Genomic DNA, 22790 nt, shown 5'->3' on the forward strand with positions numbered 1-22790 from the left:
CCATTTTCTCACAGGCACAGAATGTATTCACTCGCGTTTTCGATTTTGTTTGTATCCGTCCTCGTTTTGACCCTGGCAGTGCGCTTCTGGCTCGCTTCGCGGCAGATTCGCCACGTGCTGGCCCACCGCGCCGCGGTGCCGCCCGAATTCGCGGAAAAGATCCCGCTGGCTGCGCACCAGAAGGCGGCCGACTATACGGTGGCGAAGACCAAGTTCGGCTTGCTGACCTTGCTGGTCAACTACGCCGTGCTGATCGGTTTCACCTTGCTGGGCGGCCTGCAATGGCTGGCGCTGTCCCTGAATGACTGGATGGGAGCGGGTTCGCCCATGCTGTACCAGATCGCCCTGATCGCCGCCTTCGCCATCATTTCCGGCCTGATCGACCTGCCCTTCGATTACTACCGCCAATTCGTGCTGGAACAACGTTTCGGCTTCAACACCATGGCACGCAAGCTGTTTTTTACCGACATGCTCAAGGGCGTGGGCCTGGGCGCGGCCATCGGCCTGCCGCTGATCTGGGTCGTGCTGACCCTGATGGCCAGGTCGGGCGACCTGTGGTGGCTGTACGCGTGGTTCGTCTGGAGCGGCTTCCAGTTGCTGATGATGGTGCTGTTTCCCACCGTCATCGCTCCCCTGTTCAACAAATTCACGCCGCTGGCCGACGAATCCTTGAAAAGCCGCATCGAAGGCTTGATGCAGCGCGTCGGTTTCGCCTCGAAAGGCTTGTTCGTGATGGACGGCTCGAAGCGCAGCGCCCACGGCAATGCGTATTTCTCGGGTTTTGGTGCCAACAAGCGCATCGTTTTCTTCGACACCCTGCTGTCGCGCCTGGCGCCGCAGGAAATCGAAGCCGTGCTGGCGCATGAACTGGGCCATTTCAAGCTCAAGCACATCGTCAAGCGCATCGCCATGATGTTCGTCATCTCGCTGGGCTTTCTGGCGCTGCTGGGCTTCCTGAAGACGCAGCCATGGTTTTATGCGGGCCTGGGTGTCGATCCCGTCACCCTGGCACTGACGGGCCAGCCGACGGACGCGCTGGCCCTGCTGCTGTTCATGCTGGCCTTGCCCGTCTTCACTTTCCTGCTGGGACCGTTGACCTCGCTCAGCTCGCGCAAGCACGAATTCGAGGCCGACGCCTTTGCCGCCACGCACACGCAGGCGGACGACCTGGTCTCGGCGCTCGTCAAAATGTATGAAGACAATGCGTCGACCCTGACGCCCGACCCGCTGCACTCGGCCTTCTACGACTCGCATCCGCCGGCCAGCGTGCGCATCCGCCACCTGAAAGGGGCTACGACATGAATACGCCATCGACTTCGCAAGACCTGGCCCAACTGAGTTGCTCGCCGCGCCAGCAGGCGCTGGGCGACACGGACATCGCCACCCTGCACGCCCTGCTGCCCCAGTGGACGCTGCAAAATGGCAAGCTGTGCCGCGACTTCGGCTTCAAGAATTACTACCAGACCCTGGCGTTCGTGAACGCCCTGGCCTATATGACCCATACGCAAGACCACCATCCGGAGCTCATCATCACTTACAAAACCTGCGCCGTGCGCTACGATACGCACTCGGTCAACCAGGGCGCCGGCGGCCTGTCCGAAAACGACTTCATCTGCGCCGCCAAGGCCGACCTCATCTACCAGAGCAGCCAGGTGGCCCCATGAGCGAAGGCAAGTTGACGGGTATCATCATCGCCGCCCACGGCCGCCATTATCTGGCCGACGTGGATGGCGCCAAGCTGCAATGCGTAACGCGCGGCAAGAAGACCAATGTGGCCGTGGGCGACATCGTGCACCTGACGCGCACCTCCAACGACCAGGCCGTCATCGACCGCATCGAGGAACGCAAGACCCTGCTGTACCGCTCGGACCAGTACAAGTCCAAGCTGCTGGCAGCCAACCTGACGCAGCTGTTCATCGTCGTGGCGACGGAACCGGGCTTTGCCGACGACCTGATCTCGCGCTCGCTGGTGGCGGCCGACGCGGCCGGCATCGCGGCGCGCATCATCCTGAATAAAACGGACGTGACGGCCTCGCTGGAGCGCGCCCGCGAACGCCTGCTGCCGTATTCCTCGATGGGCTATCCCGTCGATGAGGTATCGGCGCGCGCCGAACCGGAGCACGCCGTGGCCACCCTGGCGCCGCTGCTGGCGGGCCAGTCGTCGATCCTGATCGGCCAGTCGGGCATGGGCAAATCGTCGCTGATCAACCTGCTGGTGCCGGACGCGGACATCGCCGTGCGCGAAATCTCGGCCGCGCTCGACACGGGCAAGCATACGACGACCTTTACGCGCCTGTACAAACTGGACGAACTGGGCGCCAACAGCTCCATCATCGATTCGCCCGGCTTCCAGGAATTCGGCCTATACCACTTGTCCGAAGGCATGCTGGAACGCGCCTTCCGCGAATTCCAGCCCTACCTGGGCGGCTGCAAGTTCTACAACTGCCGTCATCTGATCGAGCCGCAGTGCGCCATCCTGCAAGCCTTGTCTGAAGGAAAAATTGCCAAGATGCGCCATACCCTGTATGGCCAGCTGCTGCACGAATCGGCGCAGACCCTCTACTAAGCACACGCCACAGAACAAAGATAGCGATAGAAAAAGCTCGGCTGGCGAAATTTAATTTTGCAGCCGAGCCCGCCATCCGACTTTAATCCCAAAACCGTTCATCCGCCGTTTTCGGCATTTCAGCGCGTCAAACCTGCCTTCCATCGCCTGCCGCTGGCGATGGTGAGGCGCGTTTGCTAACTTGACACCAGTCCCTGCCGGAAACCCGCCAGCGACCACACGATCTAACCCTAACCAATCCTGTCATCCTGATCGAAGGTGAATGTCATGCATACCAAACGCTTACTCCCCCTCCTCGCCGCTCTCTTCGCCCTTGCTGGCGGCACCGCCCAGGCGCAAACCACCACCGCACCGCAAACCGCTGACAGCGTGCGCGTGACCTCGGGCGCCTACTATCACGTCACGGCCCAGGAAGCCTTCGACATCGAACAGCAATACCGCCTGTCGAATGGACAACGGCTGGAAGTGCGCCAGCAGGACAAGCATTTTTTTGGCCGCCTGATCGATGACCGCGAATGGCAGGAAAAGGCCAGCGTGGAAATCTACCCTACCGGCCCTGGCCAATTCGTCACCAAAAAGGGAGCCACCTTCGTCTTCAGCAATGAAGGCGAGCATGTGGTGATCGACGATGCCCAGTTCCTGCCCGGCTTGCGCATGCCCGCCGACATGCGCAGCGCCAGCACCGTGACGGGCAGCGCCAGCATCCGCCTCGTATCGCGCTAAGCGCCGGGCTCGGCATCGGACGCCGGGGGCAAATCGCCCCCGCCGGTGGCGCCATGTCGGATACATCATTCTGACCAGCGCACTGAACAATTCCCCTGAATGCAGCTTACAATGCGATGACACATGGCCTGTGCGGTCGCAGGCTGGTGCTACTGTTTGCGGGGAGAATGCTTGAATGGAAATGTTCGCGCTCGAACATGACGTGGCGCAGTGGGAAAGCGCATTGCTGCCGTTGCGCGGCGCCGGGCGCGTACCGCTGCTGCTGTTGCTGTCCTGGCATTTGCGCCAGCGTGATTGCACCAGAGCAATTGCGCTGAGCGAGGAAGCGCACCTGCTGCTGCCGCTGGGCGGCCAGGAAGCGGCAGCACGGGAACAGGCGCGCGCGCGCCTGCAACTGGTGCAGGCGGAAGTAGCGTGGCTGCAAGGCGCGCTCGACTCTGCGGAAAGCCTGGCCATGGCGGCACGCGCAACCTGCGACGCGCACGGCGACGCCGTCGGTTGCGCCGACGCCCACTGGCTGCTGTCCTCGATCGCCGTCGACCGGGGCGACCATGCCCGTTGCGATGCCGAACTGCTGGCCGCGGCGCAGCAAGCGCGCGGCGCCGGCGATGCGATGCGCGCCAGCCTGGCCGACGCGGCCTCGGCGCGCTGGGCCGTGTTGCGCGATGCGCCTGCCGCGCAGGCGCGCTGGAGCGGGCACTTCCAGGCCGACGCCGGCGTCAAGCTGGCCGCGCCGCTGGCCGCCTGGGTGCATGACTTCCGCGGCTTGCTGGCGCACACCTCGCGCGACCTGGGCGCGGCCGCCGGCTACTACATGCAAAGCTACGAGGCGGCGCTGGACAGCGGCCAGCTGCGCGGCGCCATCACGGCCGCCATCAATATCGGTGACTGTTTCTCCAGCCTCAACGACAACGAATCGGCCCTCGAATGGATGCAGTGCGCGCTGGATCTGGCCCGGCCCACGGGCTGGCCGCGCAGCATCGGCGCCTGCCAGACGCATACGGCCGAAACCATGCGCAAGCTGGGACGCCTGACCGCCGCCGAAGACTTGTTGCGCGAAGCGCTGCAGATCCTGGCGCCCATGTCGGGTGCGCGCACGTATGCCAACGCGCTGTTCCACCTGGGCGAACTGAGCCTGGACAAGGGCGACTACGACACGGCGCTCGACGCCTTCAGCCGCCTGGCGCAGCGCGCCGAAGCGCTGGGCCAGGCCGATTTCCGCAGCATGGCGCAGCGCGGCAGCGCCCACGCGCTGTCCTACCTGGACCGGCCGGACGAGGCGCTGCAGGCGGCCGAGCGGGCGCGGCAGCTGGCCACGGCGCAGGGCGACGCCATGCACCAGGTGGCGGCGCTGCGCGTGCTGGCCATGCTGCATGCGCGCCACGAGCTGCCGCCGCCGGCAGGCATGCAGGAACGCAATCCGGCCCTGCATTTCCTGCACCAGGCGCTGCAGGTAGCCTCGTCCATCGAAGGCTATGTGCCGCCCGGCGAACTGCTCGATGCGCTGGCACGCGAATACGCGCATGCGGGCGACTATGCGCGCGCCTATGATATCGCCCTCGATGCGGGCGTGGCGCGCGAAAAAAGCCACACCCAGCAGGCCAGCAACCGCGCCACCGCCATGCAGGTCTACCACCAGACGGCACATGCGCGCTCGGAAGGCTATCACCACCGCGAACTGGCCGCCTCCGAAGCGCGCCGTGCCGAAGTGCTGCAACAGACCAGCGACACGCTGGAACGGCTGTCGGCCATCGGCCAGGAAATCACCACCCACCTCGACGCCAGCGCCGTGTTCCAGGTGCTGGACCGCCACGTGCATGCCTTGCTGCCAGTCAACACCTTCGCCGTCTACATGCTCGATGCGGCGGGCACGGCCCTGCGCCGCGCGCACGGCATGGAAGCGGGCCGGCCGCTGTCCGACAACGCCATTCCCCTCAGCAATCCACGCGCCTACTCCGTGCGCTGCCTGCTGGGCCGGCGCGAAGTGTATATCGACCAGGTGCCGCCCAAGCGCCACGCCTACACGGTGCCCGGCACCCTGCATAACCAGAGCGTGCTGTACGTGCCCTTGACGGTGGGCGAGCGCGTGCTGGGCGTGATGACGGTGCAGGCTTGCCATGCCCACGCCTACGGCGAACGCGAACGGCTGATCTTCCGCACCCTGTGCGCGTATGGCGCCATCGCGCTCGACAATGCCAGCGCCTACCGGCAGCTGCAAGATGCCCAGGCGCAACTGGTGTCGCAGGAAAAACTCGCCGCCCTCGGTTCCCTGATGGCCGGCGTGGCGCATGAACTCAATACCCCGATCGGCAACAGTCTGTTGATCGCCAGCACCATGCAGCAAAAGACGGAAGACGTGGAACGCCTGATGAACGGTCCCGGCCTGCGCCGCTCCGACCTGGCCGCCTACATCGAGGATGCGGGCAAGGCGTCGGCGCTGGTGATGCGCGGCCTGCACAGTGCGGCCGAGCTGGTCAACAGCTTCAAGCAGGTGGCCGTCGACCGCACCACGGAACAGCGGCGCCAGTTTGACCTGCAACAGGTGAGCAATGAAATCATCGCCACCGTCATGAACCGCATCCGCAGTTCGGGCCACCGCATCGAGACGGACATCGCCTTCGGCATCGCCATGGACAGCTATCCGGGCCCGTTCGGCCAGGTGATCACCAACCTGATCAACAACGCCCTGCTGCACGCGTTCGCTCCCGCGCCCAACGATGGCGGCGCCGGCGCGGGCTGCATGCGCCTGTCCGCCACGCTCGATGGCGCGCGCGTACAGATCGTCTTTGCCGACAATGGCGGCGGCATTGCCGAACAGCATCTGTCGCGCATCTTCGACCCCTTCTTTACTACCAAGCTGGGCCAGGGCGGCAGCGGCCTCGGTTTGTCGATCAGCTACAACATCGTCACGGCCTTGCTGGGTGGCACCATCCAGGTGACCAGCAGCGCCTCCGGTACGCGTTTCACACTCGATCTGCCGCTGCTGGCGCCACAGATCGATGCGGCCACGCCGGCCAACATCTATTGAGCCGGCAAGCGCCTGGCTGAACGCGGCCACTTGTCTACACAAGTACCCGTCCGGCCGGTCTTTCCAATCTAAAAGCAAAACCCTTATAATTGAATGGCTGAAGTCCCTGCCATTGCATGATTTACAACTTGGCAAACCGCATCGACCCGCGCGACAAACAGGCACGGGCACCGATCAACACAGCAGCGCGCCGGGCGAGGCAGTCATCAGACGAGATGTTGTACGCTGATGCAACCCGGCGGGAAAGGCACGCCGCCGGCGGCCTGCGCATCTTCAAGTGGTCATTATGTCGACAAAAAAACCGATCAAGCATTACCTCCAGTTCTCCGATTTCACGTTGGAAGAGTACGAATATGTGATCGAACGCGCCCATCTGATCAAGCGCAAGTTCAAGAATTACGAAATCTACCATCCACTGATCGACCGCACCCTGGTGATGGTCTTTGAAAAGAACTCCACCCGCACGCGATTGTCGTTCGAAGCGGGCATGCACCAGCTGGGCGGCGCCGCCATCTACCTGAACACGCGCGATTCCCAATTGGGCCGCGGCGAGCCGGTGGAAGACGCGGGCCAGGTCATGTCGCGCATGTGCGACATCATCATGGTGCGCACGTTTGGCCAGGAAATCATCGAGCGTTTCGCCGCCAATTCGCGCGTGCCGGTGATCAATGGACTGACCAATGAACACCACCCGTGCCAGGTATTTGCCGACATCTTCACCTATATCGAACACCGCGGCTCGATCGCCGGCAAGGTCGTCGCCTGGATCGGCGATGCCAACAACATGCTGTACTCGTGGCTGCAGGCGGCCGAAGTGTTCGGTTTCCACGTCAACGTGTCGACGCCGCAGGGCTATGACATCGATTTGGCGCAAGTCAAGACCGAGCGCTACACGTTCTTCGCCAATCCATCGGACGCCTGCGAGGGCGCGCACCTGGTCAACACGGACGTGTGGACCAGCATGGGCTACGAAGCGGAAAACGCGGCCCGCATCGCCGCCTTCGACGGCTGGATCGTCGATGGCGCGAAGATGGCCCGCGCCGCGCCCGACGCCCTGTTCATGCACTGCCTGCCCGCCCACCGTGGCGAGGAAGTGGCCGCCGAGGTGATCGACGGCCCGCAATCGGTGGTGTGGGACGAGGCGGAAAACCGCCTGCACGTGCAAAAAGCGCTGATCGAATACCTGTTACTCGGTAAAATCACTTAATTCGCCAGGCACTGCAACCATTCTGGCAGCATCGCAATACATACATCGACAACGACAACTGGAAGCAATATGAGCGACATTAAAAAAGTAGTCCTGGCCTATTCCGGCGGACTCGACACCTCCGTCATCCTGAAATGGCTGCAAGATAACTACCAGTGCGAAATCGTCACCTTCACGGCCGACCTGGGCCAGGGTGAAGAACTGGAACCGGCGCGCGCCAAGGCCATCAAATTCGGCATCAAGCCGGAAAACATCCATATCGAAGACGTACGCGAAGAATTCGTGCGCGATTTCGTCTTCCCGATGTTCCGCGCCAACACCGTGTACGAAGGCGAATACCTGCTGGGCACCTCGATCGCCCGTCCGCTGATCGCCAAGCGCCTGATCGAAATCGCCAACGCCACCGGCGCCGACGCCATCTCGCACGGCGCGACCGGCAAGGGCAACGACCAAGTGCGTTTCGAACTGGGCGCCTACGCGCTCAAACCTGGCGTGAAAATCATCGCCCCATGGCGCGAGTGGGATCTGCTGTCGCGCGAAAAACTGCTGAAGTACGCGGAAGACGCCGGCATCGACATCGACATGAAGCACAAGAACGGCGGCGCGCCGTACTCGATGGACGCCAACTTGCTGCACATCAGCTTTGAAGGCCGTCACCTGGAAAACCCGAGCGCCGAAGCGGAAGAGACCATGTGGCGCTGGACGGTCAGCCCTGAAAAGGCGCCGGACGAAGCCGAGTACCTGGACATCGAATACGAAAAAGGCGACATCGTCGCCATCAACGGCGTGCGCATGTCGCCCGCCACCGTGCTGGCCGAACTGAACAAAGTGGGCGGCAAGCATGGCGTGGGACGCCTGGACCTGGTGGAAAACCGCTACGTCGGCATGAAATCGCGCGGCTGCTATGAAACCCCGGGCGGCACCATCATGCTCAAAGCCCACCGCGCCATCGAATCGATCACCCTGGACCGCGAAGTGGCCCACCTGAAAGATGACCTGATGCCGCGCTACGCATCGATGATCTACAACGGCTACTGGTGGGCGCCCGAGCGCGTTGCCCTGCAAACCCTGATCGACCACACGCAGGAAACCGTGAACGGCTGGGTACGCATCAAGCTGTACAAGGGCAATGTCATCGTCGTCTCGCGCGATTCGAAGACCGATTCGCTGTTCGACATGAACATCGCCACCTTCGACGAAGACGGCGGCGCCTACAACCAGGCCGATGCCGGCGGCTTCATCAAGCTGAACGCCTTGCGCATGCGCATCGCCGCCATCGCCCGCGAAAAGCGCGGCCAGAAGTAATCAGTTGTCGGGAGGCGCCGCCTCCCGTACCAGCCGAAAGCCGCCCACGGGCGGCTTTTTTACGTCTGGAACGCACTGGTCCGCGATTTTACCCCCCTGCAGCTCCCGTATCCGCCCCCGTTTTGCTGTCCCCGTGGCAAAATGCTACAGTGCAATTTAGAGCACCTAACATAACCTACTGCGCGTCGCGATTTGCGGCCTCCGATGCTCACTGTGCATTAGCACAGCTGCGCTTCTCAGCCGCAACTCACTGCCGCTCGCTACGGTTCTGTTAGGCGCTCTTAGTCGAAAAATTCCCGCTTCCGGAGCCACCATGTTCAAAGACCTGAGTATCAAGAATAAACTGTACCTGGGCTTCGGCTCCATCGTGGCCATCATCCTGATCCTGCTGGGCGTGGCCTACAACAGTTTTACGCGCCTGTCGGAAGCCAATGCCTGGGACCGGCACACGATGGAAGTACTGATCGAGATGGACAAGATCCACAATTCCATCCTGCAAATCCAGGTGGAAGCGCGCGGTTTCATCCTCACCGGCAACGAAGCCTCGCTGAACCCTGAAACGGACGAGATGGCGGTGTTGGCGCAGCACATGCAAAAAGCCATCGCCATGACGGTCGACAACAAGGTGCAGTCGGAACGTTTCCGCAAGATCGACCAGTTGACCAGCACCTGGGTCAAGGAGTGGATCGATCCGCTGATCGAGAAGCGCCGCGCGCTGGGCAATGGCCCGGGCGCCACAGAAGCGGTGGCGCGCACCATGCCACCAGGCGGCTACCCGGCCGTCAAGCAAGCGAACAAGCTGCTCGACGAAGCTGCGGCCGAAGAATCGCGCTTGCTGGCCGAACGCACGACCGCCACGGCAAAATTACAGGAAACCATGATGCTGACCCTGGCCCTGGGGGGCTTGCTGTGCGTCGTGCTGGCGCTGGGCATTTCCTACCTGCTGGGCCGTTCCATCCTCGCTCCGCTGAACAACCTGACGGATGCCGTCGGGCGCATCGCCGGCGGCGAGCAGAACGCGCGCGCCGCCATCCTCTCGCGCGACGAACTGGGCAAGGTGACGGAAGAATTCAACCGCATGGCGCAAACCATCCAGGACAACCAGGCCAATGAACTGGCGGCCACGAATAGCTTGCGCGCCAAGGTCGACTCCTTGCTGGAAGTGGTGTCGAAAGCAGCCTCGGGCGACCTGACGGGCAAGGTCGGCATCACGGGCAGCGACGCCATCGGCCAGCTGGGCAACGGCCTGGCGAAGATGTTCGAAAACCTGCGCAGCCTGCTCAACAATGTGCAAAAGGCCGGCATCCAGGTGACGACGTCGGCCACGGAAATCGCCGCCTCGGCACGCCAGCAGGAAGCGACCGGCATCGAGCAAGCGCAAACCAGCGTGGAAATCCTCAGCACCACCAAGGAAATCTCGGCCAATACGAGCCAGTTGCTCAAAACCATGGAAGACGCCACGGCCGTGGCCGACTACACGACGAATGCCACGGCCGAGGCGCAAAACAACCTCAAGCGCATGGATTCGACCATGCAGCACATGGTCTCGGCCACCGACTCCATCAATGCCAAGCTGGCCGCCCTGTCGGAAAAGGCCAGCAATATCAATAGCGTCCTGATCACCATCACCAAGGTGGCCGACCAGACCAACATCCTCTCGCTGAACGCCGCCATCGAGGCGGAAAAGGCGGGCGAGGCGGGCCGCGGCTTTTCCGTGGTGGCGACGGAAATCCGCCGCCTGGCCGACCAGACCTCTGTTTCCACCTGGGATATCGAGCAAATGCTCAAGGAAATGCAGTCGGCCGTGTCGGCCAGCGTGATGGGCATGGATAAATTTTCCGAGGAAATTCGCCGCAGCGTGGGCGAAGTGCGGCAAGTGGCCGAGCAGCTGTCATCCGTGATGGACCAGGTGCAAAAGCTCACGCCGCAATTTGATGCCGTGCTGCAAGGCATGCAGTCGCAAGCGATAGGCGCGTCGCAGATTTCCGACACCATGATGCAGCTTAACGACGCCACCCAGCAAACGGTGGAGTCCCTGAAAGCCACCAGCGAGGCGGTGCACCAGCTGCAGTATGCGGCGGGCGACCTGCAGTCGAGCGTCTCGACCTTTGCCGTGACCATCTGATCCCATGAAAGTACTGGTCTTTCACATCGGACGCGACCGCTACGGCCTGCCCCTGGCCGGCATCGTGCGCGTGCTGCCGCTGCTGGAACTGAAGCAGCTGCCGCTCACGCCCGACTATGTGGCCGGCCTGATGGACTTGCACGGCACGCCCGTGCCCGTGATCGATCTGTCGCGCCTGGCCGGGCTGCCGGCCGCCGCCGCGCAGTTCGACACGCGCATCGTCGTCGTCGACTACCGCGCAGCTGGCGGCGCCACGCATGCGCTGGGCTTGATGGCCTCGCAGGTGCGCGGCATCGCCGACATCGACCCGCAACAGCTTGAAGACAGCGGCGTGGCGACGGCACCGTTCCTGGGCCAGGTGGCCAGCGACGCCGACGGCATCGTGCAGCTGGTCGAACTGGCGCATCTGCTGCCGCCGGACGTGCGTGCGATGCTGTTTCAAGACGCGGGCGCGGCATGACGGCCCAAGCCCTGCTGCGCCGCGCGACCGGCCTGTCCGTCTCCAAAGCCGTGGCCGAGCGGGCCGTGGGCCAGCGCATGGAGCAGACGGGCTTTAGCGATAGTGCCGCCTACCTGCAGGCGCTCACGCCGGCCGAAATGACGCAATTGATCGAGCTGGTGGTGGTGCCCGAATCGTGGCTGTTCCGCGACCCGCAGGCGTTCTACGCCACCGTCGAACTGGTGCAGGAACGCTGGGCGCGCGGGCGCGCCACGCGCATCCTGTCGATCCCCTGCGCGGGCGGCGAGGAACCGTATTCGATGGCCATGGCGCTGCGCGACGGCGCTGTGCCGAAACAGGCGTTCAGCATCGACGCGTATGACCTCAGTCCCGGCTGCATCGAACGGGCGCAGGCCGGCGTGTATGGCCGCAACGCCTTCCGCGCCCAGGACGTGGCCTTCCGCGAACGCTATTTCACGCACGTGGCCGACGACGCCTACCGCATCATCGACTCCTTGCGCGAGCAAGTCACCTTCAGGCAGGGCAACCTGCTGCAGTTCGACACCGCCACCTGCAGCCGCCATTACGACGTCATCTTCTGCCGCAACCTGCTGATTTATTTCGACAAGCCGACCACGCGCGCCGCCATCTCCAACCTGTCCGCCCTGCTGGCCGACGACGGCATGCTGCTGGCCGGCTATGCGGAAGTGCCGTCGTTCTGCCAGAACGGCTTTGCGCCGCTGCAGTTCCGCCAGGCCTTCGCGCTGAAAAAGGAAGCCACGCCACCGGCCGCCGTGATCCAGGTGGCCGCCTTGCCGCCGACGCGCGCGCTGCGCAGCGTGCCGCCCGCGCCACGGCCCGCACCGGCCCGCGCAGCCCCTGCGCCGGCGGCGCGTCCGCGCCCCGTGCCGGTGCAGGCGCCGCAGCCACCGGCGGATCTGCTGGCCGAAGCGCGCCGGCTGGCCGACCGTGGCCAGTTGCGCGAGGCGGGCGAAAAATGCCATGCCCACCTGGCGCGCGTACCCGAGGCGGCCGAAGCGTATTTCATGCTGGGCATGATCAATGAACTGGCCGGCAAGATGGACCTGGCCGACGACTACTGGCGCCGCTGCATCTATTTGCAGCCCGATCATTACGAGGCGCTGTGCCACCTGTCCCTGCTGGCCGAACGCAATGGCAACCACACCGCCGCCGCCACCATGAAGGCGCGCGCGGCGCGCATCTACCAGCGCCGCCAGGCGTCCAACTAAGGGGCAAGCATGACCAACCTCATCGCCACCGAGTCCTCCGCCAGCATCGACGACTGCTGGAACCATATCGGTGTGGTCGGCGACCAGAGTTGCCCCAGGCTGCCAGCCAATGTACATTGCCGCAACTGCGACGTGTACGCGGGCGCCGCCCAGCGCAACCTGCAACGGCCCGTGGACGCACATTACCAGCGCGACTGGGCCAGCCACTTTCGCCAGACCGATGCGGGCGGCGAAGTGCGCGACAGCTCGGCGCTGGTGTTTCGCATCGGCCGCGAATGGCTGGCGCTGCCCACGCGCGTGTTCGACTCCGTCGCGCCGCAAGCCAAGCCGCACGTGCTGCCGCACCGCAGCGGGCGGGGCCTGTCTGGCATCGTCAATATCGGCGGCAAGCTGTATCCGTGCATGTCGCTGGCCAGTTTGCTGGGCATCGACGAACAGGGTGCGCCTGCGGCCCGCGGCCGCCACACCTTTGCGCGCCTGCTGCTGATGCGCTGGGAAGAACAGGCCTATGCGCTGCCCGTGGCCGACCTGCACGGCATCGTGCGCTACGCTTCAAGCGCCGTGCAGGCGCCTGCGGCCACCATCAACAAGGGCCTGTCGCGCTATCTGTCGGGTGTCATCACCGAGGGCGACATGCGCATCGGCTGCCTCGACACGGCGCTGATCGGCTTTCAACTTGCGAGACTATTACGATGAGCCAGGACCAGCACGGCGACCTGAGTGCCTTTTCCATGCTGGACCTGTTCCGCATGGAGGCGGACAGCCAGACCCAGATTCTCACCGATGGCTTGCTGGCCATGGAGCGCCATGCGGGCGACGCGGCCGCCGTCGAATCGATGATGCGCGCGGCGCACTCGATCAAGGGCGCGGCCGCCATCGTCGGCCTGCAAGTGGTGGTGCAACTGGCGCACGGCATGGAAGACAGCTTTGTCGCCGCCCAGCATGGCCGCTTGAAACTCACGCCGGAGCGGGTCGATGTGCTGCTGTCGGGCGTCGACCTGATCGTGCAGCTGTCACGCCTGGACGATGCGGGCGCCGAAGCGTGGCTGGCCGCCAACGCGACGCAGATCGACCAGACCCTGAACGCCATCGCCGGCATCGCCGAGCTACCGGAATTGCCGGCCCTGCCCTCGGCCCCCGCGCCTGCTACCTTGCCGCCGGAAGCGGCCGAACCACAGGCCGCCGTGGCCAGCGGCCTGGCGGGAGAGGAAGCGGAAACGGCCGCCCCGGCGCCGCGTACGGCGACCGGCGCAGCAGCACCAGCCAAGGCCCAGGGGCAGAATTTCGACAAATTGCTGTCGCTGGCCAGCGAATCGCGCATCAATGCGCACCAGATGCACCCGTTCGTCGGCGCCCTGCAGCGCTTCAAGCGCAACCAGAGCAGCCTGTTTTCGGCCATCGAACAGCTGCACGTCGCCATTGCCCGCTCGGGCGATCCGGATCTGATGGAAAAGTCCCTGCTGGCGCTGCACAAGACGCAGCCGCTGAAGCAGTTCATGCTCGAGCACATCGCCGACATCGAAACCTATGAGCGGCGCCTGCTGGCCGTCTCGCAGGGCATGGTCGACGAAGTGCTGGCCCTGCGCATGCGCCCTTTCCGCGACGGCATCCACGCGTTCCCGCGCATGGTGCGCGACCTGGCGCGCAGCCTGGGCAAGGAGGTGCAGCTGGAGATCGACGGCGAAGACACGCTGGTTGACCGCGACATCCTGGCGAAGATCGAAAGCCCGCTGAACCACATGCTCAGGAATGCCATCGACCATGGCATGGAAGGCCCGTACGAGCGCATCGACGCGGGCAAGACAGCAATGGGCACGATACGCATGGAAGCGCGCCACCGCGCCGGCATGCTGAGCATCGAGATCAGCGACGACGGGCGCGGCGTCGACCTGGAAAAAATCCGCCAGTCCGTCATCGAGCGCAAGATGGCCAGCCCCGCCATGGCCGCCGCGCTGTCGCCGGGCGAGCTGCTGGAATTTTTGTTCCTGCCCGCCTTCAGCCTGAAAGCGACGGCCAATCAATTGTCCGGACGCGGCGTGGGCCTCGATATCGTGCACGAGACGATACGCCAGCAAAACGGCACGGTGCGCCTGGAATCGGAGCCGGGACGGGGTTTTCGCGCCCTGATTACCCTGCCGCTGACGCAGTCGATCGTACGCGCGCTGGTGATCGACATCCAGGGCGAGGCCTACGCCATCCCCATCGTCAAGGTGGAAAGCGTGGTGCGCGTGCCGCAAGCGGCCATCCATACCTTGGAAAACAAGCAGTTCTTTGAACTCAAAGGCGAGCATCTGGGCCTGGTGTCGGCGGCGCAGGTGCTGGAGCTGGGCGAAACGCCCGGCAGCGCCGACGATTTGCCGGTGGTGGTGATCGGGCGCGGCAAGCAGAGCTATGCGCTGGTGGTCGACGCCATCCGCGGCGAACAAAGCCTGGCGGTGCAGGCCATCGATCCGATCTTTGGCAAGATGCGCGACATTTCCGCCGCCGCCCTGCTCGACGACGGCGAGCCGGTGCTGATCCTCGACGTGCCCGATTTGCTGCTGTCGATCGACAAACTGCTGCACGAGGGCGGCCTGCACCAGCTGGCGCAGGCCGGCCACGCGCAGCAGCGCCGCGCCAAGCGCATCCTCGTCGTCGACGATTCGCTGACGGTGCGCGAAATGGAGCGCAAGCTGCTGCTGGCGCGCGGCTTCGAGGTCGACGTGGCCATCGACGGCATCGACGGCTGGAACGTGGTGCGCAGCGGCGAGTACGACCTGGTGATCACCGACGTGGACATGCCGCGCATGGATGGCATCGAGCTGGTCTCGCTGATCAAGAAAGACCTGCACCTGCACAAGCTGCCGGTGATGATCGTTTCATACAAGGACCGCCCTGAAGATCGAGCGCGCGGCCTGTCCGCCGGCGCCGATTATTATCTGACCAAAGGCAGCTTCCACGACGAGACCTTGCTCGACGCGGTGGCCGACCTGATAGGAGATGCCAGCTTATGAGTCGTACTTCATGAAAATTGCCATTGTCAACGATGTCGCCATGGCCGCCGAGGCCCTGCGCCGGGTGGTGGCCAGCACGCAGGAGCACCAGGTGCTGTGGATCGCCCGCACGGGACTGGAGGCCGTGCGCATGTGCGAGGGCAACCGTCCCGACCTGATCCTGATGGACCTGAACATGCCGGAGATGGATGGCGTGGAAGCGACGCGCCTGATCATGGAGCAAAGCCCGTGCGCCATCCTGGTGGTCACGGGACGCCCGCAGGACAATGTCAACCAGGTGTTCCGCGCGCTGGGCGCCGGCGCGCTCGACGTCACGGCCACGCCCGTGCTGCAGGGAGAAGTGGGCGGCGACAGCGAACTGCTGGCCAAGATCAAGACCATCGGCAAGCTGATACGCCACAGCGCCGAAGCGCCGCCGCCACGCCAGGTGCAAGCGAACGGCGAGCGCGGCGATGGCCAGGTCACCACCCTGGTGGCCATCGGCGCCTCGACGGGCGGGCCGTCAGCGGTGGCCAAGGTGCTGTCGGGCTGGACGGCGCCGCCCGGCTGCGCCATCGTGGTGGTGCAACATATCGATGAAACTTTCGCCTCGCACTTCGCCAAATGGCTGGACGATCAATTGGACATGCCGGTGCGCGTGATCGCCGAGGGCGACGAACTGGTGGCAGGCAGCGTGCTGGTCGCCAAGACCAATGATCACTTGCTGCTAGATCAAAATTATCGTTTGGGTTACGATGCGGCACCACGCGACTATGTTTACCGTCCTTCCGTCGATGTCTTCTTCCATTGCGTGGCACAGCACTGGCGCGGCGATGCCATCGGCGTGTTGCTCACAGGCATGGGCCGCGATGGCGGCGACGGCTTGCTGGCCATGCGCCGCGCGGGCAAGACGACGATAGCGCAAGACCAGGCCAGCAGTGCCGTGTATGGCATGCCGCGCGCGGCAGCCGAACTCGATGCAGCGCAGCAAATCCTGCCATTGGATAGAATAGGCGCCAGCTTGCGCAACCGCCTGGGCGCAAAACTCAACAATGGGTGGGAGTCCTCCCCTAACCTCTGAAAAGAATGCAATGCCAGAATTTTCCTCCAGTTTCACCCTGCAAGAGCCCGCATTGACCGAATTCAAGGTCAGCGTGCTGCTGGTGGACGACCAGTTGATCATTGCTGAGGCAATCCGGCGCATGCTGAGCGACCAGCAGGATATCGAGTTTCATTACGTGACCGACGCCACGCAGGCGCTGGACACGGCGCTGCGCCTGCAACCGACCGTCATCCTGCAAGACCTGGTGCTGCCGGGCATCGACGGCTTCGCGCTGATCCAGCTGTACCGCGAACACGCGGCGCTCGCGCATGTGCCGGTGATCGTGCTGTCGGCCAAGGATGACCCGAAACTGAAGGCCCACAGCTTTGCCGTCGGCGCCAATGATTACGTGGTGAAACTGCCGGACCGCCTGGAATTGCTGGCGCGCATACGCTACCATTCCAATGCGCACATCAGCCGGCTGCAGCGCGACCAGGCATTTCGTTTCCTGCGCGAAAGCCAAAAAAACCTGGCCGATGCGAATATTGAATTGCAGAAGCTCGCCGCCCTCGATGGCTTGACGGGCATCGCCAATCGCCGCCGCTTCGATGAAACCTTGCAATTCGAATGGCAGCGGGGCCAGCGCGACAAGACGCCGCTGAGCCTGCTGTTCTGCGATATCGACCATTTTAAAAGCTATAACGATCACTTTGGCCACCTGGCGGGCGATCTGGGCCTGAAAAAAGTCGCCGCCGTGCTGACGGAACATCTGAAACGCCCGGCCGACCTGGCAGCGCGCTATGGCGGCGAGGAATTCGCCCTGATCCTGCCTGAAACGCAGGCCGCAGGGGCCTTGCTGATCGCCGAAGCATGCCGGCGTCACCTGGAGGGCTTGCAGATCGAGAACCCGGCGGCAAGCACGGGCATCGTCACCATCTCGATCGGCGTGGCCACCATCGTGCCGTCCCCGGACTCGACGGTCGAGCAACTGATCAACCGCGCCGACCAGGCCCTGTACGCGGCCAAGCGCGGCGGACGCAACAGCGTGTTGAGCGCCGCTGACGTCGAAGACTGATTTTTAACAGCAAGGAAAGTGAAGCATGAGCACACAACTGGACAATGTCAGCGTCGTCAAGAAGTCGAATATCTACTTTGACGGCAAGTGTATTTCACACAACGTCATCCTGGCCGATGGCACGAAGAAAAGCGTGGGCGTGATTTTTCCGTCATCGCTGCGCTTCAACACGGGCGCGCCGGAAACGATGGAAATCGTCGGCGGCCTGTGCAAGGTACGCCTGGCCGACGCGACGGAGTGGAACAGCTATGGCGCGGGCACGGAATTCAAAATCCCGGGCAATAGCCATTTTGATATTGAAACCGTCGAAACTGTCGACTACGTCTGCCACTTCGGATAATCAGACAAACACAGGCTCGGGCGACAGGCGCACGCCATATTTCGCCTCTACATCATCCTGTATCGCTGCCGCCAGCCGGGTAATGTCCGCGCCACGAGCGCCGCCATTATTCACCAGAACCAGCGCCTGCTTGGGATACACTCCCGCGGGCCCCAGGTTTTTTCCCTTCCAGCCGCACTGATCGATCAGCCAGCCGGCTGCCAGCTTTTCCGTACCATCGGCTTGCGCATGGTGCACCAAGGTGGGGAATCGTTCCAACAAGGCAAGACATTGCTCGCGTGACACCACGGGATTCTTGAAGAAGCTACCCGCATTGCCGATCACGGCCGGGTCCGGCAATTTACGCCGGCGTATCGCCATCACCGTCTCGGCCACCTGTTGCGGTGTCGGTTCGGCAAGATGGCGCTCGGCCACGGCCTGTGCCAGTTCCGCATAGCGCAAGTTCGGCTGCCACTCGGCCGGCAACGCAAACGTCACTTCCAGCACGATCAGTTCGCGCCCGTCCGCCTGCTTGAAGATGCTGTCGCGATAAGCGAAACGGCAAGCGTCGCGGTCCATGTCGAAGACGATGCCGCTGGCGCTATGCATGACGCTCACGCTATGCAGATAATCCTTGATTTCAACGCCATACGCGCCAATATTCTGGATAGGGGCAGCGCCCACGGTACCGGGGATCAGCGACAGGTTTTCCAGCCCGCCGACGCCTTGCGCCAGGGTCCACTGCACGAAGTCGTGCCAGTTTTCACCGGCGGCGGCCGTGACGAGGATGGTCTCGAAGTCCGCCTGCGCCAGGCGCATGCCGCGCGTGGCCATGTGCAGCACGGCGCCCGGAAAGTCGCCCGTCAGGACGATGTTGCTGCCGCCGCCCAGTATCAGGCGTGGCATGGCCGACAAGGCGGGATCTTGCAGCGCGGCCTGCAATTGGGCGTGCGAAGTGATGCATACGTAGGCGGCCGCATTGGCCGTGATGCCGAAGGTATTCAGGCGCTGGAGGGAGTAATTGTGTTCGATGGTGAGCTCTGGATGCATGGGATAGGGGAATTTTGCTCGATTATAGAGCGAAAGCGACAAAAAACCACCGCAGGACAAGGGCGACTTGCCCGTTGTCCGTTAAAATGTCGCATCTTTAACAGGGCCGTCCCATGGCGCAGAATCAGCCGCCAAGGCCCAGTGCGCCGAGCGCGCGCTCGCTTTAACAAGAAAAGGAACAGACCATGCCATCATTTGATGTAGTCTCCGAAGCCGATATGATCGAAGTCAAGAATGCCGTCGAGCAATCCAACAAGGAAATCACGACCCGCTTCGACTTCAAGGGCAGCGACGCCCGCGTCGAACACAAGGAAAACGAATTGACCGCGTTTGCGGACTCGGAATTCCAGCTCAGCCAGGTACGCGACGTGCTGACGAACAAATTGACCAAACGCAAGGTCGATGTGCGCTTCCTCGACGAAGGCGACATCAAGAAGATCGGCGGCGACAAGGTCAAGCAGATCATCAAGATCAAGAATGGCATCGAATCGGATGATGCCAAGAAAATCGTGCGCGTCATCAAGGACAGCAAGATGAAGGTACAAGCGAGCATCCAGGGTGAAGCCGTGCGCGTCACGGGCGCCAAGCGCGACGACCTGCAGGCGGCCATGACCATGCTGCGCAAGGACGTGCCCGACATGCCGCTGGAATTTAACAATTTCCGCGATTAATTCCGCTGCGGCGCACGCTGCGGCCTGCGCTTGCACCGGCATGATGGCAAGCCGCCACGGAGCGCCTGCCCGCTTGGAGTAGAATTGAAGCTGCGCACAGCTACATGCGCCCGCGCGCCCGACCGGTAGCGGGCTTGACCGTACATCTGGCTCAGTGATAACCACGGTAGTCTAAGGATAGCAATGAAACGTGTTGATGATTTCCGCCTGCGATTTGGCAAAAAAGAATATGTGCCCATCATGATAGGCGGAATGGGTGTGGATATTTCCACGTCGGAGCTGGCCCTGGAAGCGGCCCGGCTGAACGGTATCGGGCATATCTCCGATGCCATGGTGGAAGATGTGTCGGATCGCCGTTTCGACACCACTTTCGTCAAAGACAAGACGAAACTGTACAAGTTCAACATCAATAACAGCGACAAGGCCGTGGTGCAGTTCGACCTGGGCCGCCTGGCCGAAGCGCAGCGCCTGCATATCGGCCGCACCATGGAAGCGAAAAAAGGCGATGGCTTGATCTTCGTCAATTGCATGGAAAAGCTGACCATGAATGGCCCCCGCGAAACCTTGCGCGTGCGCCTGAATGCGGCGCTGGACGCGGGCATCGACGGCATCACCCTGTCGGCCGGCCTGCACTTCGGCTCGTTTGCGCTGATGGCCGACCATCCACGTTTCCGTGACGCCAAACTGGGCATCATCGTCTCGTCCGTGCGCGCCCTGCAGATTTTCCTGCGCAAGAACGCCAAGCTGGACCGCCTGCCCGACTTCATCATCGTCGAGGGACCATTGGCCGGCGGCCACCTGGGGTTCGGCATGGACTGGGCCAATTACGACCTGCACACGATCACCGCGGAACTGCTGGCCTATCTGAAAACGGAACAGCTGGACATCCCGCTGATCGCCGCCGGCGGCATCTTCACGGGCAGCGATGCCGTCTCCTTCCTGGAAGCGGGCGCAGCTGGCGTACAAGTGGCGACGCGCTTCACCGTCACCGAGGAATGCGGCTTGCCAAACAAGGTCAAGCAGGAATACTACAAGGCCTCGGAAGAAGACATCATCGTCAACGGCGTCTCGCCGACGGGCTACCCGATGCGCATGCTGAAAAACACGCCCGCCATCGGCGCCGGCATCCGTCCAGGCTGCGAATCGTATGGTTATCTGCTCGACGCGACGGGCAACTGCGCCTACATCAACTCGTACAACCGCGAAGTGGCAGCCCATCCGGAACAAAAAACCGTCGTCGTGATGGACAAGACCTGCCTGTGCACGCACATGCGCAACTTCAACTGCTGGACCTGCGGCCATTACACGTATCGCCTGAAGGACACCACGCACAAGCTCGACAACGGCGAATACCAGATCCTGACGGCCGAACATGTCTTCAAGGATTACCAGTTCAGCGTCGACAACCAGATCGCCCTGCCGGAAAAAGCAGTCCAAGGCTGAATATGCTCAGCCTGAAGTAAAAATGGCGCAGCCTGCGAAGGCTGCGCCATTTTTTATGCGGGAAGCATGTCCCGCAATGCCCGCTCGATCACCTCGAACTGTGGCCGCCGCAGCACGTCTTCCTGCAGGCAGGCATCCATCATGGCTTGCAGGCCGGGCAAGGGTGTCGCGCAATGCGCGATCAACTCGCCCAGCAGCACGCCAAAGGCGCGCGCCTCTATACCCTGCAGCAAGTCCCCTTGCGGCGAACCGGGCGCAAACATGGACGCCGCGCCAAAGTCGCCCAGCAGGCAGGCACCGGCGTGCGCATGCAGGATATTGTGGCCATACAAATCACCATGCACGATGCCGCGCGCATGCAGTTGGCATACGGCCGAGGCGATGCCATGGGCAATGGCCAGCGCTTGCGGCGCATCCAAGCGCACGCCATCGGCATACACATCGCGCGTGCATGACGCCAGGCTGGGCGGACCGGCCAGGTTGCGGAAGGCAGCATCGATGAGCGGCATGACCAGGCCCATCGCCTGTTGCGGATGCCCATCGAGCGTCCCAAGGATGGGAATCAGGCCCGCGTGCGTACCGGCGCCGACACAGGCGGCCATTTCGCTGCGTGGCAAGCCGTCGCTGGTCATCTCCCCCTTGAATACTTTGACGGCGACATCATCACGCCCATCGAGGCGGGCACGGTATATCACGCCCGATGCGCCCTCGCCCAGCTGCTGCGCCAATGCCAGGCGGGACCAGGCCACACCCGCCGTGCCGGCATCGGTCAGGACTGCCAGTTCGCGCGCTTGCGTGAACGGGTTGCCCGCATACGCGAGCCAGCTCAGGCGTGGCAAGGACAACAGGCAATCGGGCAGCGCCGTGAAACGGTTGGCGGCAATGCGCACCAGTTCCAATTGGCGGCAATTGGCCAGGGAGGCGGGCAAGCTGGCCAGACAATTTCCCGCCAGCATGAGTTTCTGCAATGCACCGCACTTGCCCAGCGCATCCGGCAAGACGTCGATGGCATTGTCGGTCAGGGTCAGCCAGCGCAGCCTGGGCGGCAAGGCTGCGGCTGGCACATGGTCGATTCGGTTCGCCTTGAAACCGATCATTTCCAGCGCAGGACAGGAACCGAGCACGGCCGGCAAGGTGGTGAACAGATTATCCGAGCAAAAAATGATGCGCAGCTTGTGCAGGCGCGGCAAATCGTCAGGCAGGGAGGACAGCGCATTGCCCGACAAATCAAGGATTTCCAGGCTGTCGGCCAGGTCGAATATCTCACGGGGGAAGTCGCTCAAGCCACAGGACAGCGTCAGGCGGCGCACGCCGGCCAGTTGGCCAGTGTGTAATTGTTCCAGTGTATGCACAGCAGACAAGATATCCCTTTCAAAAACCCGGCAAGCGCTGGTATAGCTCAATCCAGCGGACGAAAAAAAACCCCACCGGAAACCGGTGGGGTTTTTCTCTACTGCGAATAACAAGCCTGACGATAACCTACTTTCACACTGGTTGCAGCACTATCATCGGCGCAAAGTTGTTTCACGGTCCTGTTCGGGATGGGAAGGGGTGGGACCAACTTGCTATGGTCAT

19 protein-coding genes and 1 rRNA gene are annotated in these 22790 nt (G+C 63.0%); 17 read left to right on the plus strand and 3 right to left on the minus strand.

The features are described from left to right. The first annotated feature begins 21 nt into the window (after window positions 1–21). The 15 genes from ACP7DW_RS26745 (at window position 22) to ACP7DW_RS26815 (ending at window position 18072) form a co-directional block, all read left to right on the plus strand. Window positions 22–1302: a M48 family metallopeptidase gene (locus tag ACP7DW_RS26745; RefSeq protein ID WP_426057429.1), complete on the plus strand. Its 1281-nt coding sequence runs from the start codon at window positions 22–24 to the stop codon at window positions 1300–1302. Beyond that, window positions 1299–1664 (plus strand): 4a-hydroxytetrahydrobiopterin dehydratase, encoded by a 366-nt coding sequence (locus tag ACP7DW_RS26750; RefSeq protein WP_426057428.1) that lies wholly within the window; start codon window positions 1299–1301, stop codon window positions 1662–1664. Before ACP7DW_RS26745 ends, ACP7DW_RS26750 begins: the two co-directional genes overlap by 4 nt. Continuing rightward, window positions 1661–2566, plus strand: a complete 906-nt coding sequence (gene rsgA / locus ACP7DW_RS26755) for a ribosome small subunit-dependent GTPase A (RefSeq protein WP_096234426.1) — start codon at window positions 1661–1663, stop codon at window positions 2564–2566. Before ACP7DW_RS26750 ends, rsgA begins: the two co-directional genes overlap by 4 nt. A 267-nt stretch (window positions 2567–2833) precedes the next feature. Beyond that, window positions 2834–3289, plus strand: a complete 456-nt coding sequence (locus ACP7DW_RS26760; protein WP_426057427.1) for a hypothetical protein — start codon at window positions 2834–2836, stop codon at window positions 3287–3289. A 175-nt stretch (window positions 3290–3464) separates the two neighbouring features. Then, a complete protein-coding gene (locus tag ACP7DW_RS26765; RefSeq protein ID WP_426085178.1) occupies window positions 3465–6317 on the plus strand; it encodes an ATP-binding protein in 2853 nt (950 codons plus the stop codon). A gap of 286 nt (window positions 6318–6603) precedes the next feature. Then, window positions 6604–7524 carry an ornithine carbamoyltransferase gene (gene argF, locus ACP7DW_RS26770; protein WP_426057425.1) on the plus strand — a complete coding sequence of 307 codons (921 nt, stop codon included), beginning with the start codon at window positions 6604–6606 and terminating at the stop codon, window positions 7522–7524. A 69-nt stretch (window positions 7525–7593) separates the two neighbouring features. Then, entirely contained in the window at window positions 7594–8829 is a 1236-nt protein-coding gene (locus ACP7DW_RS26775) for an argininosuccinate synthase (RefSeq protein ID WP_100876093.1), read from the plus strand. 313 nt (window positions 8830–9142) lie between these two features. After that, a complete protein-coding gene (locus ACP7DW_RS26780; RefSeq protein WP_426057424.1) occupies window positions 9143–10954 on the plus strand; it encodes a methyl-accepting chemotaxis protein in 1812 nt (603 codons plus the stop codon). 4 nt (window positions 10955–10958) lie between these two features. After that, window positions 10959–11414, plus strand: coding sequence for a chemotaxis protein CheW (locus tag ACP7DW_RS26785; RefSeq protein ID WP_426057423.1), 456 nt, complete (start codon window positions 10959–10961; stop codon window positions 11412–11414). After that, window positions 11411–12643 (plus strand): CheR family methyltransferase, encoded by a 1233-nt coding sequence (locus tag ACP7DW_RS26790; protein WP_426057422.1) that lies wholly within the window; start codon window positions 11411–11413, stop codon window positions 12641–12643. Before ACP7DW_RS26785 ends, ACP7DW_RS26790 begins: the two co-directional genes overlap by 4 nt. Window positions 12644–12652: 9 nt before the next feature. Next, on the plus strand, window positions 12653–13339 hold the full coding sequence (locus tag ACP7DW_RS26795) for a chemotaxis protein CheW (RefSeq protein WP_426057421.1): 687 nt from the start codon (window positions 12653–12655) through the stop codon (window positions 13337–13339). Then, entirely contained in the window at window positions 13336–15636 is a 2301-nt protein-coding gene (locus ACP7DW_RS26800) for a hybrid sensor histidine kinase/response regulator (RefSeq protein WP_426057420.1), read from the plus strand. Before ACP7DW_RS26795 ends, ACP7DW_RS26800 begins: the two co-directional genes overlap by 4 nt. A gap of 10 nt (window positions 15637–15646) precedes the next feature. After that, window positions 15647–16696 (plus strand): chemotaxis-specific protein-glutamate methyltransferase CheB, encoded by a 1050-nt coding sequence (cheB, locus tag ACP7DW_RS26805; protein ID WP_426057419.1) that lies wholly within the window; start codon window positions 15647–15649, stop codon window positions 16694–16696. Between the two features lie 10 nt (window positions 16697–16706). Then, entirely contained in the window at window positions 16707–17732 is a 1026-nt protein-coding gene (locus ACP7DW_RS26810) for a diguanylate cyclase (RefSeq protein ID WP_426057418.1), read from the plus strand. 25 nt (window positions 17733–17757) lie between these two features. Continuing rightward, complete coding sequence (locus tag ACP7DW_RS26815; protein WP_426057417.1) at window positions 17758–18072, plus strand: pyrimidine/purine nucleoside phosphorylase; 315 nt, start codon at window positions 17758–17760, stop codon at window positions 18070–18072. Here the strand turns inward: ACP7DW_RS26815 and murB are convergent, their stop codons facing one another. After that, entirely contained in the window at window positions 18073–19101 is a 1029-nt protein-coding gene (gene murB, locus ACP7DW_RS26820; protein WP_426057416.1) for a UDP-N-acetylmuramate dehydrogenase, read from the minus strand. 185 nt (window positions 19102–19286) lie between these two features. Between murB and ACP7DW_RS26825 the strand changes: the two genes are divergently transcribed. Both ACP7DW_RS26825 and ACP7DW_RS26830 read left to right on the plus strand, forming a co-directional pair. After that, window positions 19287–19772 carry a YajQ family cyclic di-GMP-binding protein gene (locus ACP7DW_RS26825; protein ID WP_010396032.1) on the plus strand — a complete coding sequence of 162 codons (486 nt, stop codon included), beginning with the start codon at window positions 19287–19289 and terminating at the stop codon, window positions 19770–19772. A 183-nt stretch (window positions 19773–19955) separates the two neighbouring features. After that, window positions 19956–21215, plus strand: a complete 1260-nt coding sequence (locus ACP7DW_RS26830; RefSeq protein WP_100876084.1) for a nitronate monooxygenase — start codon at window positions 19956–19958, stop codon at window positions 21213–21215. A 53-nt stretch (window positions 21216–21268) separates the two neighbouring features. Here ACP7DW_RS26830 and ACP7DW_RS26835 read toward each other — a convergent pair whose 3' ends face one another. Both ACP7DW_RS26835 and rrf read right to left on the minus strand, forming a co-directional pair. Continuing rightward, window positions 21269–22567: a leucine-rich repeat-containing protein kinase family protein gene (locus ACP7DW_RS26835; RefSeq protein ID WP_426057487.1), complete on the minus strand. Its 1299-nt coding sequence runs from the start codon at window positions 22565–22567 to the stop codon at window positions 21269–21271. Between the two features lie 114 nt (window positions 22568–22681). Beyond that, window positions 22682–22790, minus strand: a 5S ribosomal RNA gene (gene rrf, locus ACP7DW_RS26840); the annotation flags it as partial.

It is taken from the genome of Janthinobacterium sp. PSRC1-1 (genome assembly GCF_049897525.1).
In the GTDB taxonomy this organism is placed as follows: Bacteria; Pseudomonadota; Gammaproteobacteria; order Burkholderiales; family Burkholderiaceae_D; genus Janthinobacterium; species Janthinobacterium tructae.

What these genes read in the sequence shown, in the direction of transcription:
- ACP7DW_RS26745 (WP_426057429.1), top strand. Translation starts at nt 22, where the DNA reads ATGTATTCACTCGCGTTTTCGATTTTGTTTGTATCCGTCCTCGTTTTG.
- ACP7DW_RS26815 (WP_426057417.1), top strand. Translation starts at nt 17,758, where the DNA reads ATGAGCACACAACTGGACAATGTCAGCGTCGTCAAGAAGTCGAATATC.
- argF (WP_426057425.1), top strand. Translation starts at nt 6,604, where the DNA reads ATGTCGACAAAAAAACCGATCAAGCATTACCTCCAGTTCTCCGATTTC.
- ACP7DW_RS26825 (WP_010396032.1), top strand. Translation starts at nt 19,287, where the DNA reads ATGCCATCATTTGATGTAGTCTCCGAAGCCGATATGATCGAAGTCAAG.
- ACP7DW_RS26760 (WP_426057427.1), top strand. Translation starts at nt 2,834, where the DNA reads ATGCATACCAAACGCTTACTCCCCCTCCTCGCCGCTCTCTTCGCCCTT.
- ACP7DW_RS26775 (WP_100876093.1), top strand. Translation starts at nt 7,594, where the DNA reads ATGAGCGACATTAAAAAAGTAGTCCTGGCCTATTCCGGCGGACTCGAC.
- ACP7DW_RS26765 (WP_426085178.1), top strand. Translation starts at nt 3,465, where the DNA reads ATGGAAATGTTCGCGCTCGAACATGACGTGGCGCAGTGGGAAAGCGCA.
- ACP7DW_RS26795 (WP_426057421.1), top strand. Translation starts at nt 12,653, where the DNA reads ATGACCAACCTCATCGCCACCGAGTCCTCCGCCAGCATCGACGACTGC.
- ACP7DW_RS26785 (WP_426057423.1), top strand. Translation starts at nt 10,959, where the DNA reads ATGAAAGTACTGGTCTTTCACATCGGACGCGACCGCTACGGCCTGCCC.
- ACP7DW_RS26800 (WP_426057420.1), top strand. Translation starts at nt 13,336, where the DNA reads ATGAGCCAGGACCAGCACGGCGACCTGAGTGCCTTTTCCATGCTGGAC.
- ACP7DW_RS26750 (WP_426057428.1), top strand. Translation starts at nt 1,299, where the DNA reads ATGAATACGCCATCGACTTCGCAAGACCTGGCCCAACTGAGTTGCTCG.
- murB (WP_426057416.1), bottom strand. Translation starts at nt 19,101, where the DNA reads ATGCATCCAGAGCTCACCATCGAACACAATTACTCCCTCCAGCGCCTG.
- ACP7DW_RS26780 (WP_426057424.1), top strand. Translation starts at nt 9,143, where the DNA reads ATGTTCAAAGACCTGAGTATCAAGAATAAACTGTACCTGGGCTTCGGC.
- ACP7DW_RS26810 (WP_426057418.1), top strand. Translation starts at nt 16,707, where the DNA reads ATGCCAGAATTTTCCTCCAGTTTCACCCTGCAAGAGCCCGCATTGACC.
- cheB (WP_426057419.1), top strand. Translation starts at nt 15,647, where the DNA reads ATGAAAATTGCCATTGTCAACGATGTCGCCATGGCCGCCGAGGCCCTG.
- ACP7DW_RS26790 (WP_426057422.1), top strand. Translation starts at nt 11,411, where the DNA reads ATGACGGCCCAAGCCCTGCTGCGCCGCGCGACCGGCCTGTCCGTCTCC.
- ACP7DW_RS26830 (WP_100876084.1), top strand. Translation starts at nt 19,956, where the DNA reads ATGAAACGTGTTGATGATTTCCGCCTGCGATTTGGCAAAAAAGAATAT.
- rsgA (WP_096234426.1), top strand. Translation starts at nt 1,661, where the DNA reads ATGAGCGAAGGCAAGTTGACGGGTATCATCATCGCCGCCCACGGCCGC.